Origin of the sequence: Edwardsiella sp. A.80236, assembly GCF_044540725.1 — a bacterium.
In the GTDB taxonomy this organism is placed as follows: Bacteria; Pseudomonadota; Gammaproteobacteria; order Enterobacterales; family Enterobacteriaceae; genus Edwardsiella; species Edwardsiella tarda.
The window spans coordinates 221,402-236,800 of record NZ_JBIUCY010000001.1 but is presented as its reverse complement, the minus strand read 5'-3'; the positions used below and the strand labels follow the sequence as shown (position 1 = coordinate 236,800).

The following is a 15,399-nucleotide window of genomic DNA, read 5'->3' as shown; positions in this document are numbered from 1 at the left end:
GATAATTGGTTGTATCACCGCAGGACACAGGCCGCAACGGTTATCACCCGCTGTGCCCATCACGCCGCCGGCGATGGCCCCAAACACGCCCCGCCCTCATCGCTCTCGCGACGAGCGACCCATTCATAAAGGATAGTCAAAAAGGGGATAACATGCGGGCTAACGGCCCGGCATCAGGACGATACCGGGCCGTGAAGGCGACGACGGGGGAAAGCGACTCCCCCGCGTCGCTGACGATCGCGACGATCGATCAGTAGGTATTAAAGATCTTCTGGATCTGTTGCGGATTCTTGGTCTCCGTCAGCGCCAGTTGCAGCAGGATACGCGCCTTCTGTGGGTTCAAGGTACCGGAAGCGATAAAGCCATACTTGGCGTCATCAACTTCAGCGTCTTGTGTCGTGGCACCGCTCGGTACGCGAGAGGAGCGGACGACCGCGACGCCATCATGCGCGGCGTTTGCCAACGCATCGAATACCGTCTTATACATATTGCCGTTGCCGACACCCGCACTGACGATCCCTTGATAACCATCCTTCACCAAGGCTTCGACCGGCAGGGCGCTGGCGTTAGCATAGTTATAGACGATACCGACTTTCGGCAGCGAGGTCAGCTTACTGACATCGAAGGGGGTCTGGGTGGTATGCTTGCGTTCCGGCGCACGTTGGTAGTCGATCTTACCGTTATGGATATAACCCAACGGGCCATAGTTGACGGACTTGAAGGTCTCGACGCCCGTGGTGTTGGTCTTGGTGACATCACGCGCATCCAGCACCGTATCGTTCATCGCCACCAGCACACCGCGATTGGCCGAAGCCGGATCGGCAGCTGTGATCACCGCGTTATACAGGTTAAACGGGCCATCGGCGCTCATCGCCGTAGAGGGACGCATCGCGCCAACCAATACTACCGGCTTATCACACTTCACCGTCAGATCAAGGAAATAGGCGGTCTCTTCCATGGTATCGGTGCCGTGAGTGATGACGAAGCCATCGGTCTTGCTGCACTCGGCGTTGATTTTCTTCGCCAGCTTCAGCCAAACCTGGTCATTCATGTCCTGGGAACCGATGTTGACCAGTTGTTCACCTTTAATGTCGGCGATTTTTTTCAGCTGCGGTACCGCATCGACCAACGCCTCTACGCCGACCTTACCGGCCGTGTAGTTGGATTGGGTGGCCGAGTCGCCGCCGCCGGCGATCGTTCCGCCCGTCGCCAGCACCGTGATGCTCGGCAACGCCAGCGCGGCGCCACTAAAACCGGAAACCAATAATGCCAACAGGCTAACCTTGACTAACTTCATCCCTACTCTCCTTATGTTAACTGCATGAATTATCTATTTTATCCATACTAAAAATGTGACATCAGGCAGACATAGGGAATACGTGGAGGAATAGGCTAAAAAAACGTATCATGCGCTTTTGACTACCGCACAAAGTGACATAAATGACACAGACTTTTATCCCCGGCAAAGACGCCGCGCTGGAAGATTCGATCAGCCGCTTTCAGCAACAGCTCCAGGCGCTCGGCTTTAATATAGAAGAGGCCAGCTGGCTAAATCCGGTTCCACACGTCTGGTCGGTACACATCCGCGACCGCGATTGCCCACAATGTTTCACCAATGGTAAGGGTGCCAGCCAGAAGGCAGCGCTGGCCTCGGCGCTGGGTGAGTACTTTGAGCGCTTGTCGACCAACTACTTCTTTGCCGACTTTTACCTTGGCAAGCACATCGCTAACGGCGACTTCGTCCACTACCCGAACGAGCGCTGGTTCCCCCTACCAGCGGACGCCACCCTGCCCACCGGGCTACTGGATAACGATCTGCGCGCCTTCTACGATCCGGCCGGCGATCTGGCCGCCAGCGATCTGATCGATCTGCAATCGGCAAACACCGAGCGCGGCATCTGCGCCCTGCCCTTTATCCGCCAATCCGACGGGGCCACGGTCTACATTCCGGTCAATATCATTGGCAACCTGTATGTCTCCAACGGCATGTCGGCGGGCAACACCCCGAATGAAGCGCGCGTGCAGGCACTCTCCGAGATCTTCGAGCGCTACGTGAAGAACCGCATCATCGCCGAGGCCATCAGCCTACCGGCCATCCCCGACACGGTACTGGCGCGCTACCCCCAGGTGGTCGAGGCGATCGCCACCCTGGAGCGCGAGGGTTTCCCGATTCTGGCCTACGACGCCTCACTGGGTGGCCGTTATCCGGTGATCTGTGTGGTGTTGTTCAACCCGGCTAACGGCACCTGCTTCGCCTCCTTCGGCGCCCACCCCGACTTCGGCGTGGCGCTGGAGCGTACCGTCACCGAGCTGCTGCAGGGCCGCAGCCTGAAAGATCTGGATGTGTTCGCCGCACCGACCTTCGACGATGAGGAGGTGGCCGATCACACCAACCTGGAGACTCACTTCATCGACTCCAGCGGCAGCATCTCTTGGGATCTGTTCAAGTCCGATGCCGATTACTCCTTCGTCGACTGGAACTTCAGCGGCAGCAGCGAGCAAGAGTTCGCCACGCTGATGGCGCTGTTCGCCCACGAAGGGCAAGAGGTCTACATCGCCGATTACCAACATCTGGGCGTCTATGCCTGCCGTATCCTGGCCCCGGGCATGTCCGACATCTACCCGGCGGAAGATTTACTGTTGGCCAACAACAACATGGGCGCCGATCTGCGCGCGACCCTGCTGCAACTGCCGGCGAGCGAGTGGGACGAGGAGCGCTACTTGGCATTGCTGGCTCGCCTGGATGAGGAAGGGCTAGACGACTTCACGCGGGTGCGCGAACTGCTGGGCATCGTCTGCGACAGCGACAGCGCCTGGCATACCCTACGCATCGGCGAGCTAAAGGCCTTACTGGCACTGGCCGGTGGCGATCTGGAACAGGCGCTGACCTGGACGGAGTGGACCCAGGAATTCAACGCCTCGGTCTTCAGCGAGCAACGCGCCGCCTTCTACCGCTGCCTGCATACCCTGCTGCTGCTGGCCATGGAGGAGGATCGCGATCCCGACCAATATATGGATGCCTTCCGTCGCATGTATGGCGAGCAGACGCTGGAGATCGCCCTGGCCAGCCTGAATGGCGAGCTGCGCTTCTACGGCCTCACGGCAATCGATGACGACTTCGCCAGCCTACCGGCTCATCGCGCCATGCTGGCCGCCTACGAAAAGCTGCAACAGGCTAAACGCCGTTTCTGGCAAGCCTAATATACAGTCACCGCCCCCGCGACCCGTGGGGGCGGGTTTACAGCGCACGGCAAGCTCCCTATCCTAGACGGCATCGCGACATCACTGGTGTCAGAATTAACAGTAAAATTACATTCGATGCGATGTTGAAACAATAAAAACAATCATTACACGCTGGGATTACCTCTATAACGATATTGATGCTTTTCTCTCTCCCGTGATACGCGTTTTTTTCAACTCAGCGCGTAAAAATTAAAAAAAATTTTCCCTTTTTATTTCAATGGGTTTTGCCATTAAGCCTCTGTTTTTGGGGTGTTTTTACTACGCCCACTGCCGCTAGACATGATCCATGTCAATTTTTACCGTATACTGCTTTGTTAGTATCTCGGCGCTGATTAATCTTAAGAGAGAGTTAGTGTGAAAGCTGACAACCCCTTTGACCTACTTCTACCCGCAGCCATGGCCAAAGTGGCCGAAGATGCCGGTGTCTATAAAGCCACAAAGCATCCGCTAAAAACCTTTTATTTAGCGATCACCGCTGGCGTCTTCATTTCTATTGCCTTCACCTTTTACATCACCGTTACGACAGGGACCGCCGCTGTGCCGTTTGGCCTGGCCAAACTGGTCGGAGGGATCTGTTTTTCTCTCGGTTTGATGTTGGTCGTCGTCTGTGGCGCCGATCTGTTTACCTCGACGGTACTGATTGTGGTCGCTAAAGCCAGCGGGCGCGTCACCTGGCGTCAGCTAGGATTAAACTGGTTGAATGTCTATTTCGGCAACTTGATCGGGGCGTTGTTCTTCGTCGCGCTGATGTGGTTCGCCGGCGAGTACATGGTAGCGAATGGCGCTTGGGGATTAAACGTGCTCAAGACCGCCGATCATAAGGTCCATCACACCTTTATCGAAGCCGTCTGCCTCGGCATCCTGGCTAACCTGATGGTCTGTCTGGCCGTGTGGATGAGTTACTCCGGCCGCAGTCTGATGGATAAAATGTTTGCTATGGTATTACCGGTGGCGATGTTCGTTGCCAGCGGATTTGAGCACAGTATCGCAAACATGTTCATGATCCCTTTGGGTATCGTAATCAAAAATTTTGCAACGCCGGAGTTCTGGCAAGCCGTCGGCGCTGCACCAGAACAGTTTTCAAGCCTGACAGTCAGTAATTTTATTACCGCCAACCTGATCCCGGTCACCATCGGGAATATCCTCGGCGGCGGCCTGCTGGTAGGTCTGACATACTGGGTAATTTATCTGCGCGGTGGCGACAAACATTAATCGTCTGTTGTACGCGTAGTAACGGGTTACAAAGAAATCCACACTAGAAGGTAGGTGTTTAAATGACCGAACTTAATGAAAAACAAGCAGCCGCATGGGAAGGTTTTACCGGCGGTGACTGGCAGAAAGAAGTCAACGTACGTGACTTCATCCAGAAAAACTACACCCCGTATGAAGGCGACGAGTCCTTCCTGGCCGGTGCCACCCCTGCGACCACTGCCCTGTGGGATAAAGTCATGGAAGGCATCAAAATCGAAAACCGCACCCATGCGCCGGTCGATTTTGATACCAACATCGCCTCTACCATTACCGCGCACGACGCCGGTTACATCAACAAAGATCTCGAGCAGATCGTCGGTCTGCAGACCGATGCTCCGCTGAAGCGCGCCATCATCCCGTTTGGCGGCATCAAGATGGTCGAAGGTTCCTGCAAAGCGTACAACCGCGAACTGGACCCGATGATCAAGAAGATCTTCACCGAATACCGTAAGACCCACAACCAGGGCGTATTCGACGTTTACACCCCGGACATCCTGCGCTGCCGTAAATCCGGCGTGCTGACCGGTCTGCCGGATGCCTACGGCCGTGGCCGTATCATCGGTGACTACCGTCGTATCGCCGTTTACGGTATCGACTACCTGATGAAAGATAAGTTTGCCCAGTTCACCTCTCTGCAGGAAAAACTGGAAAACGGTATCGATCTGGAAGCGACCATCCGTCTGCGTGAAGAGATCGCCGATCAGCATCGCGCACTGGGTCAGATCAAAGAGATGGCTGCCAAGTATGGCTGCGACATCTCCGGCCCGGCTACCAATGCTCGCGAAGCCGTGCAGTGGACCTACTTCGGCTACCTGGCCGCGGTCAAGTCTCAGAACGGTGCCGCCATGTCCTTCGGCCGCGTATCCAGCTTCCTGGATATCTACATCGAACGTGACCTGAAAGCCGGCAAACTGACTGAAGAAGAAGCGCAGGAAATGATCGACCACCTGGTCATGAAACTGCGTATGGTACGCTTCCTGCGTACGCCGGAATATGATGAGCTGTTCTCTGGCGACCCGATCTGGGCAACCGAATCCCTGGCCGGTATGGGCCTGGACGGTCGTACCCTGGTTACCCGCACCAGCTTCCGTTTCCTGAACACCCTGTACACCATGGGGCCGTCTCCGGAACCGAACATGACCATCCTGTGGTCTGAAAAACTGCCGTTGGCGTTCAAAAAGTACGCCGCCAAAGTGTCCATCGATACCTCATCTGTCCAGTATGAGAACGATGACCTGATGCGTCCGGACTTCAACAACGACGACTACGCTATCGCCTGCTGCGTTAGCCCGATGGTTGTCGGCAAACAGATGCAGTTCTTCGGCGCGCGCGCCAACCTGGCTAAGACCATGCTGTACGCGATCAACGGCGGCGTGGATGAGAAGCTGAAGATGCAGGTCGGTCCGAAATCTGAGCCGATCAAAGGCGACGTCCTGAACTTCGACGAAGTAATGGAGCGCATGGATCACTTCATGGACTGGCTGGCTAAGCAGTATGTCACCGCCCTGAACATCATCCACTACATGCACGACAAGTACAGCTACGAAGCCTCTCTGATGGCGCTGCACGATCGTGACGTATTCCGCACCATGGCTTGCGGTATCGCCGGTCTGTCCGTTGCTGCCGACTCCCTGTCTGCCATCAAGTACGCCAAGGTTAAGCCGATCCGTGACGAAAACGGCCTGGCTATCGACTTCGACATCGAAGGCGAATACCCGCAGTTCGGTAACAACGATCCGCGCGTTGACGACATGGCTTGCGACCTGGTTGAACGTTTCATGAAGAAAATTCAGAAACTGAACACCTATCGTGGCGCTACCCCGACTCAGTCCGTACTGACCATCACCTCTAACGTGGTTTACGGCAAGAAGACCGGTAACACCCCGGATGGCCGTCGCGCCGGTGCTCCGTTCGGCCCGGGTGCTAACCCGATGCACGGCCGTGACCAGAAAGGCGCCGTTGCCTCTCTGACCTCCGTCGCTAAACTGCCGTTCGCCTACGCCAAAGATGGTATCTCCTATACCTTCTCTATCGTGCCGAATGCGCTGGGTAAAGACGACGAAGTGCGTAAAGCCAACCTGGCGGGTCTGATGGATGGTTACTTCCACCACGAAGCGTCCATCGAAGGCGGTCAGCACCTGAACGTCAACGTCATGAACCGTGAAATGCTGCTGGATGCGATGGAAAACCCGGAAAAATATCCGCAGTTGACCATCCGCGTGTCCGGTTATGCCGTCCGTTTCAACTCGCTGACTAAAGAACAGCAGCAGGACGTTATTACCCGTACCTTCACGCAGTCCATGTAATTCCCTGACTGGGTAAAATGGCATAAAATAAAGGCTCCACCCCGGTGGGGCCTTTTTACTATTGTGCGTCCTGCCACGGGAGGAAAACCGACTCGAGCCATGCCGCCACGACGGCAGCCTTGACTGTTTTGCCGGGTCGCTCTCCGTCATGAGCCAGGCCGGGAGACCGGGCAAAACAGTTACTACCATCGGTCGCGGGTAATCCGTTAACGCCGCCCGCACCGTATGGCTTCACGACTGCTATTGATCAGTCAATTTTGGAGATAACCCCGCAATGTCAGTAACCGGTCGTATCCATTCGTTCGAATCCTGCGGCACCGTCGACGGCCCAGGCATCCGCTTTATCACCTTCTTCCAGGGCTGCCTGATGCGTTGCCTGTATTGTCATAACCGCGATACCTGGGATACCCACGGCGGTAAAGAGGTGACCGTCGAAGAGCTGATGAAAGACACCGTCACCTATCGTCACTTTATGAATGCCTCCGGCGGCGGTGTGACGGCGTCCGGCGGCGAGGCCATGCTCCAGGCCGAGTTTGTGCGCGACTGGTTCCGCGCCTGCAAGGCAGAAGGCATCCACACCTGCCTGGATACCAACGGCTTCGTGCGCCGCTATGATCCGGTGGTCGATGAACTGCTGGACGTCACCGATCTGGTGATGCTCGATCTCAAGCAGATGAACGACGATATCCATAAGAACCTGGTCGGCGTCTCTAACCACCGCACGCTGGAGTTTTGCCGCTATCTGGCCAAGCGCAATCAGAAGACCTGGATCCGTTACGTGGTGGTACCGGGTTGGTCGGACGATGAGGCCTCGGCCCGTCTGCTGGGTGAATTCACCAAAGATATGAAGAATATCGAAAAGATCGAGCTACTCCCCTACCATGAACTGGGCAAGCACAAATGGGAAGCGATGGGGGAAACTTACCAACTGGGCGACGTGAAACCACCCTCACGCGAGATCATGGAGAGGGTCAAAGGTATCCTCGAAGAGTATGGTCACAAGGTGATCTACTAAGGCGCGCCTAAGACACGGCGCCCCAGGGCGCCGTGTCTAGTTATCTCGACGCGCGACTTAACATACGCACAAACTGACGGCTGATGTGCAGCAAGGTCTCGCGATCGCTGCCCGCCTTAGCCTGCATCGCCAGCCCCTTCTCGAAGGTGAGGATCAACAGCGCCGTCTGCTGTGCCGAGCCCATCTCTTGCAGTTCGCCATCGGCAATCCCCTGCGCCACCAGCGCGCAGAAGTCAGCAAAGAACGCCTTGCCCGCCTCGTTCATGCCGGCAAAGATCGCCGGTGGTTTCTTATGATAGGTAAACAGTTCGAACAGCAACATGCAGCCACGCGGGTAAGCGGGCTGGGTGATCACCTCGACGAAACGAGTCAGAAACAGCTCGATACGCGCGCCAGGCGATAATCCCGGGGCCTCGATGCTGGCGATCACCTCACTCAGGTAGCGCTGGATATAGCGCTCCATCACCAGGGCGAACACCTGCTCCTTGCTGCCAAACGAGGCATACAGCGTTGGCGGATTGATGCCCGCACACTTAACGATCTCCGCGATCGACGTCCCCTCATACCCTTGTAGCCAAAATAGCTGCAGCAGCTTCTCCAGCACCTGTTCCCGATCGAACTTCTGAGGTCGACCGGCCTTCTTCGTTGTCTGCGCGTTCATCCTACCACCCTGTTTTTCTATTTTTGTATTTATCACTACAAAATACTTGACTGCGCTACATGATCCAACACATAGTATATTGTATTGAACATTACAAAAAGGTGATAACGATGAAATCATGCAAATACCACGGCCGCCGCGGCGAAGTGATCGGCCTGTTGGCGACGGCGCTGATCCTGATTTGGTTAGGGATCTTTAAATTCACCCCGACAGAGGCAGCGGCGATCAACCCCCTGGTCGAGCATCACTTCTTGATGGCCTGGTTATATGGCGTCTTCAGCGTTCAGACCGTCTCCAACCTGATCGGTCTGGCCGAGATCGTGATCGGGGTGGCACTGCTGATCGGCCTGAAGCAGGCACGCATCGGCCTCTATGCCGGACTCGCCTCCTGCGTGGTCTTCGCCGTCACACTCAGCTTTATGTTTACCACCCCGGGGGTCTTCAAGGTGGTGGATGGCGTACCGATCACCGAATTCTTCCTGTTTAAGGATCTGGCCTTCTTCGCCATCAGTCTCAGTATCGTCGAACGTAACCGCGCGGTACTGACCGCCGCCACCTCGGAGAAAGCCTGATGAAAATGCATAACGCCTGGCTCCTGCTCCCCGCGCTATTACTGTCGGCGGCCGTACAGGCCGCCACGGTGGAAAAGTACGACGAGGCCGCCTTTAACCAGGCTCGGGCCAGCGGCGCCCCGGTCCTGATCGATGTCTATGCCGACTGGTGTCCGGTGTGCAAACGCCAGATGCGTGAGTTGACACCGCTCTTCGCCCAGCCGGCCCAGCGCGATCTGCGTGTCTTTACCTTGAACTTCGATACCCAGAGGGCCGCGTTGAAATCGTTTCGTGTCAGCCAACAGAGCACCCTGATCCTCTATCGCAACGGCCAAGAGGTACGGCGTAGCATCGGTGAGACCTCACCCCAAGCGCTCGCCGATTTCTTGCGTCACTAAGGGGTTGCCATGGAGATAAGCCTATTAACGCTGGGGCTCAGCCTGCTGGCCGGCATACTGACCACCCTCTCTCCCTGCGTGCTACCGATCCTGCCCATCGTGGCCTCATCGGCGATGGCGCGCAGCCGCTGGGGGCTCCTGTTTCTGGCCCTCGGCATGGCGGCGGCCTTCACCCTGACCGGGGTGTTCATCGCCTCGTTGGGCTTCAGCCTAGGATTCGATGGCCGTCTCCTACGCGACATGGCCGCGGTTTTGATGTTGTTGGCGGCGCTATGGCTGCTGAATAGCCGAGTACAGGCCTGGATGAGCCGACAGAGTGCCGCGCTCAGCGGCCGGGGACAGACCTGGTTGAGCCGCTTTCAGCCGAACACCGCTCGCGGTCAACTGATCGTCGGCCTGCTGTTAGGTCTGGTCTGGACACCCTGTATCGGCCCGACGCTGGGTGCCGCCATCGCCCTGGCCAGTCGAGGAGAAAACCTCTTCGCCGTCGGCGGTGTCATGCTGCTGTTCAGCCTCGGCGCCCTGCTCCCGTTGATCGGCATCGGCCTGCTGTCGCGCCAGTTTTTCCTGCAGCGCCGCGCCAGACTGGCACAGCTGAGTGAATGGGGACGCAAACTGATGGGCTGGAGCCTGCTCAGCGTGGGACTGCTGGTGCTCAGCGGTCTGGATAAAAAATTGGAGAGCGCCTTGATCGCCCTCTCCCCCGCGTGGCTGATTAACCTCACCACCGCACTGTAATTCATCAACGACCCGTAACGACAATAAGGATTTCACCATGAAAAAAGTAACCATCGCCACCGCCTTGACCCTACTGTTAAGCGCCACCTCCGCCTTCGCCGCTAGCCAGATCGATAGCCAGCGGGCCATGGATCAGCAGCGCATCGGCGCCATTCGTGTCCAGATCCCCAACGGGACGCCGGATCAGGCCGTCGCGGCGCTGGCCCAGAAGGCCGCGCAACAAGGGGGAGAGTACTTCCATATCACCGGATTAGGCACCACCGGCATGGGTAACAGCGTGACCGCCACCGCCGAAATCTATAAATAATCGCCACGGCCCCTAACGGGGCCGCTTTACCCTGCCCCGCTCACCTCACCGCCTCCGCGGATCTTATGCGTCCCGCTATTTTTTTAGGATATTCATCGGACATTACGGCTTTTTGCTGAATTATTACACCAAGATAGCGGCAATAATTTAAGTAATGTAATGAGAGAATGACGATTATTAGAAATTCTTCTAGTCAGTGACTTCTGTGACTTGAGTCGATACACTGTTTTTACACCGCAAGAGATTAGATGTTATAAATCAATCTGTTACGCGTGAAACACTGTTTTTAAATGCTGAACTTGTACCCACGCTTCACACTCTATTCGTTAAGCGTCCCCATAACGTTATCACTAGGGACAGTATGGATAACGCTTTTAGGTGCAAGGTTACCGGAGGATTTTATGTCTATTGATGCAACTCTCGACCAACGCTGGCAGTATTGCCACCAGCCGCTGAGCTGGCGCCATGCCATCCATCTTGCCTGTCAACCGCTGATCAGCGATAAGAAGGTTAACGCCCATTATCCGCTGCACATCATCGACGCACTGAAACGGGGCAAGCAGGATTTCATGGTACGCGAAGGTGTGATGCTGGTATTTGCCCAACCGCAACATGGGGTACTCAGTGAGAAGGGGGAAGCATCCGTACTCAAGTGTGATAAACCGGTCGTCATGCCAGATGGAGCTGAAGTGACCCTGATTATCACGCTCTCCGCCGGGACGCAGCAGGCACTGTATGATTTGCACGGCCAGATCGAAAACTGGTTGGAAATCAACAACGGTTTCGAACTGCTGACCCAGGCAACCAGCCAAAACATGTTGGGTGCCCGTATTCAGGCGACCCTGCTGCACTAAGTGGCACGCCCCTCCCGGGCGACGCGCACAAACTCGGCACCCCGCACCGTCACGGTGCGGGGTGTGTTATTTTAGGTAACGGGTAACGCGGAGTGCCCCTCGGGGCGGCGCAGCAGCATCAACAGATAACACAGCGCGATGGCGGCAATGGTGACGAACATCCAGTGATCGGAGAAGCGTTGCATCAGTAACGCCACCACCGCTGGCCCAGCCAGACTGCCCAGGGTATAACTCATCAATAATGCCTGATTCATCGCCACCAACTCATGGCGATCGGCGCGCTCACAGGCCCACGACATCGCCACCGGGTAGAGGGTGAACCCGGCCGCACCCAGGGTAAACAGCGCAGGCACCATCCCCTGTGGGCTGATTAGCATCGCTAGGCTGCCGAGGATCAGCACAAACACCTGCACACGTAGCACCAACAGGCGACCATAACGATCCGCCAGGCGCCCCACCGGCCACTGGCCGAGGATACCGGCGCTGACCAGCAGCGCCATCCAATAACCGATGCGTGAGTCACTCATCCCCTGGTGACTCAGATAGAGCGGCAACAAGCCATACAGCGTGCCGAGGATCGCCCCCGAGATCACGCAGCCATTCACCCCCAGCCGGGCGCTACGCCGACGCAACAGCGGCCAGAGCGACATCCCTCCCGCATGCGGTTGGGGACGTTCGATGCGCGCGAAACAGAGTGGCAGCATCGCTACCACCATCAGCGCCGTGGTCCACGGAATGACCTGCAACAACGCGGTAGCGATGGCGCCGAGCGCCAACTGCCCCAACACGGTGCCCAGATAGTAGATGGTCATATAGGCCGCCAATAACTGGCCGCGGTTCGCGTTGGTTCCGCTGCGCAGTAAGGCGCTTTCCACGATCACCCAGATCATGGCGCAGCCGATACCGGCCAGGAAACGCCACAATAGCCAGCCCCAAAACCCATTGGCCATCCCCAATGCCGCCGTCGAGGCGGCAAACAGCAGGCAGGCATAGTAGTAGCTTTGGTTGAAACCGTGACGCAGGATGACCCAACCGGTCAGCAAGGTGCCAACCAGGTTACCCAGGAAGTAGGAGGAACCGACCAGGCCGACCTGCCACGTCGCCAGATGGCGTTGATCCAGCCACAACGGCACCAGGGTATTGAGCAGTGCCATGGCGACCGTCAGCAGTAACAGCCCACAGAGCAAAGCGAACACCGGACGAGAGAGCGAGAACATGGAAACGTGACCGCACCGACAAAAACAAGAAAAGTGTGCGCATCATGCCACTTGCGACAAAAATGTCAATTGTTCATTAACTGTTCAACTAAAAATGTTGCAATCTGGTAACACGCACCCTGGCAAGGTCGCGGGACAAGGCCTCAATCGCGCCCATGAGCGATGCCAGCCTGGAGGTGTAAATGGCCGGAATGGCAAGCCAGCTTGCACAGCCCACAGCCATCGCAGCGCGCCTCATCCAGCTGCGGCTGACTCTGCGCATCAAACGACAACGCCTGTTGAGGACAGGCGAGCTGGCACTGGCGGCAGTCGCTATAGCGCCCGAGACAATGGCTGTCCAACTGCGGACGCCAGGCGGTATCGGCGGGTAACTGCGCCAGCAATGCCCCCCGGGAGCAGGCATCGGCGCAGGCCTGACAGTGCTGCGTGTCGCAACCACAGAAGTCGACCTCCAGCCAGGCTACCCCTTCATGCAGGGCGATCAGGCCGTAGGGGCAGGCAGTGACACAGGCCGCACACCCATCGCAACTCGCCAGAAAGGCCGCCTCCGCCAAGGCATAAGGCGGGCGCCCGCGCGCACGCTGTAGGGGGGCCTGCAACGCCTGGCGTTGCACCGCGCGCCCGCCCCCCAATAAACCACGCAATAACCCGCGCCGACTGACGTGACGATGGCTCATCCAGGCCCGGTAGTAACGCTCATCGCGCCGCTCGCTCATCAGCGATACAACTTCACGTCGGCATCGGCGAGAGCAAACTGGTGCTGCCAGGTGCGTAATGTCAGCGCGCTCAACGCCGCGATCCCTTGATAGAAGGGGTGCTCGGCGGCCTGCTCCAGCAAGGTCAGATAACGGCCGCTCCAGGGCAACAGATGTTGTTGCAGCAAAGGCGCCAACCAGTGCGGCTGCTCCTCGGCCAACCAGGCCACCAACAACAGCAGCAGACCGATGTGATCCTCCGGCTCGCGGCTATCCGTCTGCCAGTCGATCCCCTGCGCCCGCATCCAGTGACGTAACGCCAGGGTCGAGTCGCCAAACAGCACGCTTTCACGATCCAGGTAAACCGATCCCCAGGGCGGTGCCGCCAGCGCGTGCGGCCCAATAAACAGACGCTGATACGCCTCGGCCAGAGGCTCGTCCGCTGGTGCAGCCAGCAACGCGGCGCAGTGCTCGCGCTGGGCGGGGGTGCCATAGGGCCAGTGCAGCACCTCTTGCGGCTGGCGCAATGCCGCCACCAATGGCGCGGCCTGTTCGCTATCCGGCGTGCGGTACAACAGGGTGCCCAGCACCCGCGCCGTCAGCGCCATATCCTGTAATTGTTGTGGTTGTAACATAGCAATCCTTACGGGAGGGCGACAGCGAGACGCCGCCCTCCCCCTCCATTAACCGGCGATAGCCACGCCAACGGTCATATGCAGACCATAGAACACGCCACGGCCCACCAGCTCACCCGCCAGCACCAGGATCAGCGCCAGGATCAGCCCCCCCATCGACGGGATCTTCCCGCGCAATAATGGGTACAACCAGCATCCCAGGCCTAACGCCAGCAACACGCTGCGCAACGCCAACAACCCGGCGTAATCAGGCACCAAGGCATAAGCCTGCTGCACGGCGCTATGGATTACGGCCAAGTCGGTACCCTGCATTCCGCCCGCCACCACGCCGATCAACGCGGCACAGCAGGCGATCGGCGGCAGCAGACGCAGTGAGCCGGGCGCCATATCGACCGACAGCAGCAACAGGTAGCCCAGTAACGCGCCACCGACCAGCATGGTCACGAAGAAGCTGAGGGTTGTGTAACCCGTGTACCAGGTCGGCACCGTGTCGATCAGGTACACGCGCGTCATCGACCAGACGAACACCAACGCCAGCGCCATGGTCACCAGCAACCACAGGCGTCCCAGCGCTGCCGGCATCTTATTCAACACCGCCAGGAGCCAATACAGCCCCCCGGCGGCGAAGAACAACGAGCCGCACAGGATCTCGTTACTCAGCGCGGAAGCACCGACTCGATCGAGCGCATTGATGGCGCGCTGCGGCGAACCGAGGTGCATCACCGACGCGACGAAAGCGATAGCCAGCAGCAGCCACAGGAAGAACATGCGTCCCTGAATACGCAGGACTCGCCCCGCCTCCAGCCGACCGCACAACAACGCCAACGCCATGACGATAAAGGCACCGGCGACGCTCTGCCCCAATACCGTGAAGATCATCAACGGCCATTCATGCCATCCCATACCCATCTCAGACCTCCTTCGGATTCGCCAGATAACCGCAGGTATCCCCGACCGGGCGGCTGTTGGCATTCGGTTTCAGCACGATATTCGGCCGGGTGTAGTGTGCCGCTGGCAGCGGCGCCACGGCGGCGAGATCACCATAGCGGGCACGCAACTCCTCGATCGGCCCCATGTCCAATGCCCGCAGCGGGCAGGACTCGACACAGATCGGCTTCAGCCCCTGCGCGACACGCTCATAACAGCCGTCGCATTTGGTCATATGCCCCTTCTGCGCGTTGTATTGCGGCGCGCCGTAAGGACAGGCCATGTGGCAATAGCGACAGCCGATGCATACCGACTCGTCCACCACCACGAAGCCATCCTCGCGCTTGTGCATCGCGCCGCTCGGGCATACCTTGACGCAGGCCGGGTCGTCGCAGTGGTTGCATGAGATGGAGAGATAGTAAGCGAACACGTCATGGTGCCAGGTATCGCCATCCGGATGCCACTCGCCACCAGCATACTCATAGATGCGGCGGAAGTTGATGTCCGGCGGTAGATCCTTGTAATCCTTACAGGCCAGCTCGCAGGTCTTACACCCGGTGCAACGGCTGGAGTCGATATAAAAACCGTATTGCGTTGTCAT

General features: G+C 57.8%; 16 protein-coding genes. 9 read left to right on the top strand and 7 right to left on the bottom strand.

Annotated features, from left to right (window positions below; all coding sequences use genetic code 11):
• Nucleotides 1-250: 250 nt before the first annotated feature.
• A complete protein-coding gene (gene ansB / locus ACEQFP_RS01015; protein ID WP_005287532.1) occupies nucleotides 251-1,297 on the bottom strand; it encodes an L-asparaginase 2 in 1,047 nt (348 codons plus the stop codon).
• A gap of 143 nt (nucleotides 1,298-1,440) precedes the next feature.
• Between ansB and ycaO the strand changes: the two genes are divergently transcribed.
• The 4 genes from ycaO to pflA all read left to right on the top strand — a co-directional run bounded on the left by ycaO (nucleotide 1,441) and on the right by pflA (nucleotide 7,815).
• Nucleotides 1,441-3,201, top strand: a complete 1,761-nt coding sequence (gene ycaO, locus ACEQFP_RS01010; protein WP_370547346.1) for a 30S ribosomal protein S12 methylthiotransferase accessory factor YcaO — start codon at nucleotides 1,441-1,443, stop codon at nucleotides 3,199-3,201.
• 396 nt (nucleotides 3,202-3,597) lie between these two features.
• A complete protein-coding gene (gene focA, locus ACEQFP_RS01005; protein WP_005287539.1) occupies nucleotides 3,598-4,455 on the top strand; it encodes a formate transporter FocA in 858 nt (285 codons plus the stop codon).
• Nucleotides 4,456-4,517: 62 nt separating this feature from the next.
• Nucleotides 4,518-6,800, top strand: coding sequence for a formate C-acetyltransferase (pflB, locus tag ACEQFP_RS01000; protein WP_005287541.1), 2,283 nt, complete (start codon nucleotides 4,518-4,520; stop codon nucleotides 6,798-6,800).
• A gap of 274 nt (nucleotides 6,801-7,074) precedes the next feature.
• A complete protein-coding gene (pflA, locus tag ACEQFP_RS00995; protein ID WP_005287546.1) occupies nucleotides 7,075-7,815 on the top strand; it encodes a pyruvate formate lyase 1-activating protein in 741 nt (246 codons plus the stop codon).
• A gap of 40 nt (nucleotides 7,816-7,855) precedes the next feature.
• On the opposite strand, the gene ACEQFP_RS00990 is transcribed toward pflA, so the two are convergent.
• Nucleotides 7,856-8,476: a TetR/AcrR family transcriptional regulator gene (locus ACEQFP_RS00990; RefSeq protein WP_005287549.1), complete on the bottom strand. Its 621-nt coding sequence runs from the start codon at nucleotides 8,474-8,476 to the stop codon at nucleotides 7,856-7,858.
• Nucleotides 8,477-8,586: 110 nt separating this feature from the next.
• On the opposite strand from ACEQFP_RS00990, the gene ACEQFP_RS00985 reads away from it, so the two are divergent.
• The 5 genes from ACEQFP_RS00985 (at nucleotide 8,587) to ACEQFP_RS00965 (ending at nucleotide 11,324) form a co-directional block, all read left to right on the top strand.
• Entirely contained in the window at nucleotides 8,587-9,048 is a 462-nt protein-coding gene (locus ACEQFP_RS00985) for a DUF417 family protein (RefSeq protein WP_396463729.1), read from the top strand.
• Nucleotides 9,048-9,425, top strand: coding sequence for a thioredoxin family protein (locus ACEQFP_RS00980; protein ID WP_005287556.1), 378 nt, complete (start codon nucleotides 9,048-9,050; stop codon nucleotides 9,423-9,425). The genes ACEQFP_RS00985 and ACEQFP_RS00980 overlap by 1 nt, the downstream gene beginning before the upstream one ends.
• Before the next feature lie 9 nt (nucleotides 9,426-9,434).
• The gene (locus tag ACEQFP_RS00975; RefSeq protein ID WP_035599208.1) at nucleotides 9,435-10,163 is read left to right on the top strand and encodes a cytochrome c biogenesis CcdA family protein; all 729 of its coding nucleotides are present in this window, start codon (nucleotides 9,435-9,437) and stop codon (nucleotides 10,161-10,163) included.
• Nucleotides 10,164-10,200: 37 nt separating this feature from the next.
• A complete protein-coding gene (locus ACEQFP_RS00970) occupies nucleotides 10,201-10,470 on the top strand; it encodes a YdgH/BhsA/McbA-like domain containing protein (protein ID WP_035599205.1) in 270 nt (89 codons plus the stop codon).
• Between the two features lie 401 nt (nucleotides 10,471-10,871).
• Nucleotides 10,872-11,324 (top strand): PTS sugar transporter subunit IIA, encoded by a 453-nt coding sequence (locus ACEQFP_RS00965; protein WP_005287569.1) that lies wholly within the window; start codon nucleotides 10,872-10,874, stop codon nucleotides 11,322-11,324.
• A 71-nt stretch (nucleotides 11,325-11,395) separates the two neighbouring features.
• Here ACEQFP_RS00965 and ACEQFP_RS00960 read toward each other — a convergent pair whose 3' ends face one another.
• The 5 genes from ACEQFP_RS00960 to ACEQFP_RS00940 all read right to left on the bottom strand — a co-directional run bounded on the left by ACEQFP_RS00960 (nucleotide 11,396) and on the right by ACEQFP_RS00940 (nucleotide 15,399).
• Nucleotides 11,396-12,541: an MFS transporter gene (locus tag ACEQFP_RS00960; RefSeq protein WP_068870798.1), complete on the bottom strand. Its 1,146-nt coding sequence runs from the start codon at nucleotides 12,539-12,541 to the stop codon at nucleotides 11,396-11,398.
• A 143-nt stretch (nucleotides 12,542-12,684) separates the two neighbouring features.
• Nucleotides 12,685-13,257 carry a 4Fe-4S dicluster domain-containing protein gene (locus ACEQFP_RS00955; RefSeq protein WP_005287574.1) on the bottom strand — a complete coding sequence of 191 codons (573 nt, stop codon included), beginning with the start codon at nucleotides 13,255-13,257 and terminating at the stop codon, nucleotides 12,685-12,687.
• The gene (dmsD, locus tag ACEQFP_RS00950) at nucleotides 13,257-13,871 is read right to left on the bottom strand and encodes a Tat proofreading chaperone DmsD (RefSeq protein ID WP_098143060.1); all 615 of its coding nucleotides are present in this window, start codon (nucleotides 13,869-13,871) and stop codon (nucleotides 13,257-13,259) included. The genes ACEQFP_RS00955 and dmsD overlap by 1 nt, the downstream gene beginning before the upstream one ends.
• A 48-nt stretch (nucleotides 13,872-13,919) precedes the next feature.
• Complete coding sequence (locus ACEQFP_RS00945; RefSeq protein ID WP_005287580.1) at nucleotides 13,920-14,780, bottom strand: DmsC/YnfH family molybdoenzyme membrane anchor subunit; 861 nt, start codon at nucleotides 14,778-14,780, stop codon at nucleotides 13,920-13,922.
• Between the two features lies 1 nt (nucleotide 14,781).
• The gene (locus ACEQFP_RS00940; RefSeq protein WP_005296960.1) at nucleotides 14,782-15,399 is read right to left on the bottom strand and encodes a DMSO/selenate family reductase complex B subunit; all 618 of its coding nucleotides are present in this window, start codon (nucleotides 15,397-15,399) and stop codon (nucleotides 14,782-14,784) included.

Bases quoted from the DNA above. Each gene is read 5' to 3' on its own strand.
- ansB (WP_005287532.1), bottom strand. From the start codon at position 1,297: ATGAAGTTAGTCAAGGTTAGCCTGTTGGCATTATTGGTTTCCGGTTTT.
- ycaO (WP_370547346.1), top strand. From the start codon at position 1,441: ATGACACAGACTTTTATCCCCGGCAAAGACGCCGCGCTGGAAGATTCG.
- pflB (WP_005287541.1), top strand. From the start codon at position 4,518: ATGACCGAACTTAATGAAAAACAAGCAGCCGCATGGGAAGGTTTTACC.
- pflA (WP_005287546.1), top strand. From the start codon at position 7,075: ATGTCAGTAACCGGTCGTATCCATTCGTTCGAATCCTGCGGCACCGTC.
- ACEQFP_RS00990 (WP_005287549.1), bottom strand. From the start codon at position 8,476: ATGAACGCGCAGACAACGAAGAAGGCCGGTCGACCTCAGAAGTTCGAT.
- ACEQFP_RS00985 (WP_396463729.1), top strand. From the start codon at position 8,587: ATGAAATCATGCAAATACCACGGCCGCCGCGGCGAAGTGATCGGCCTG.
- ACEQFP_RS00980 (WP_005287556.1), top strand. From the start codon at position 9,048: ATGAAAATGCATAACGCCTGGCTCCTGCTCCCCGCGCTATTACTGTCG.
- ACEQFP_RS00975 (WP_035599208.1), top strand. From the start codon at position 9,435: ATGGAGATAAGCCTATTAACGCTGGGGCTCAGCCTGCTGGCCGGCATA.
- ACEQFP_RS00970 (WP_035599205.1), top strand. From the start codon at position 10,201: ATGAAAAAAGTAACCATCGCCACCGCCTTGACCCTACTGTTAAGCGCC.
- ACEQFP_RS00965 (WP_005287569.1), top strand. From the start codon at position 10,872: ATGTCTATTGATGCAACTCTCGACCAACGCTGGCAGTATTGCCACCAG.
- ACEQFP_RS00960 (WP_068870798.1), bottom strand. From the start codon at position 12,541: ATGTTCTCGCTCTCTCGTCCGGTGTTCGCTTTGCTCTGTGGGCTGTTA.
- ACEQFP_RS00955 (WP_005287574.1), bottom strand. From the start codon at position 13,257: ATGAGCGAGCGGCGCGATGAGCGTTACTACCGGGCCTGGATGAGCCAT.
- dmsD (WP_098143060.1), bottom strand. From the start codon at position 13,871: ATGTTACAACCACAACAATTACAGGATATGGCGCTGACGGCGCGGGTG.
- ACEQFP_RS00945 (WP_005287580.1), bottom strand. From the start codon at position 14,780: ATGGGTATGGGATGGCATGAATGGCCGTTGATGATCTTCACGGTATTG.
- ACEQFP_RS00940 (WP_005296960.1), bottom strand. From the start codon at position 15,399: ATGACAACGCAATACGGTTTTTATATCGACTCCAGCCGTTGCACCGGG.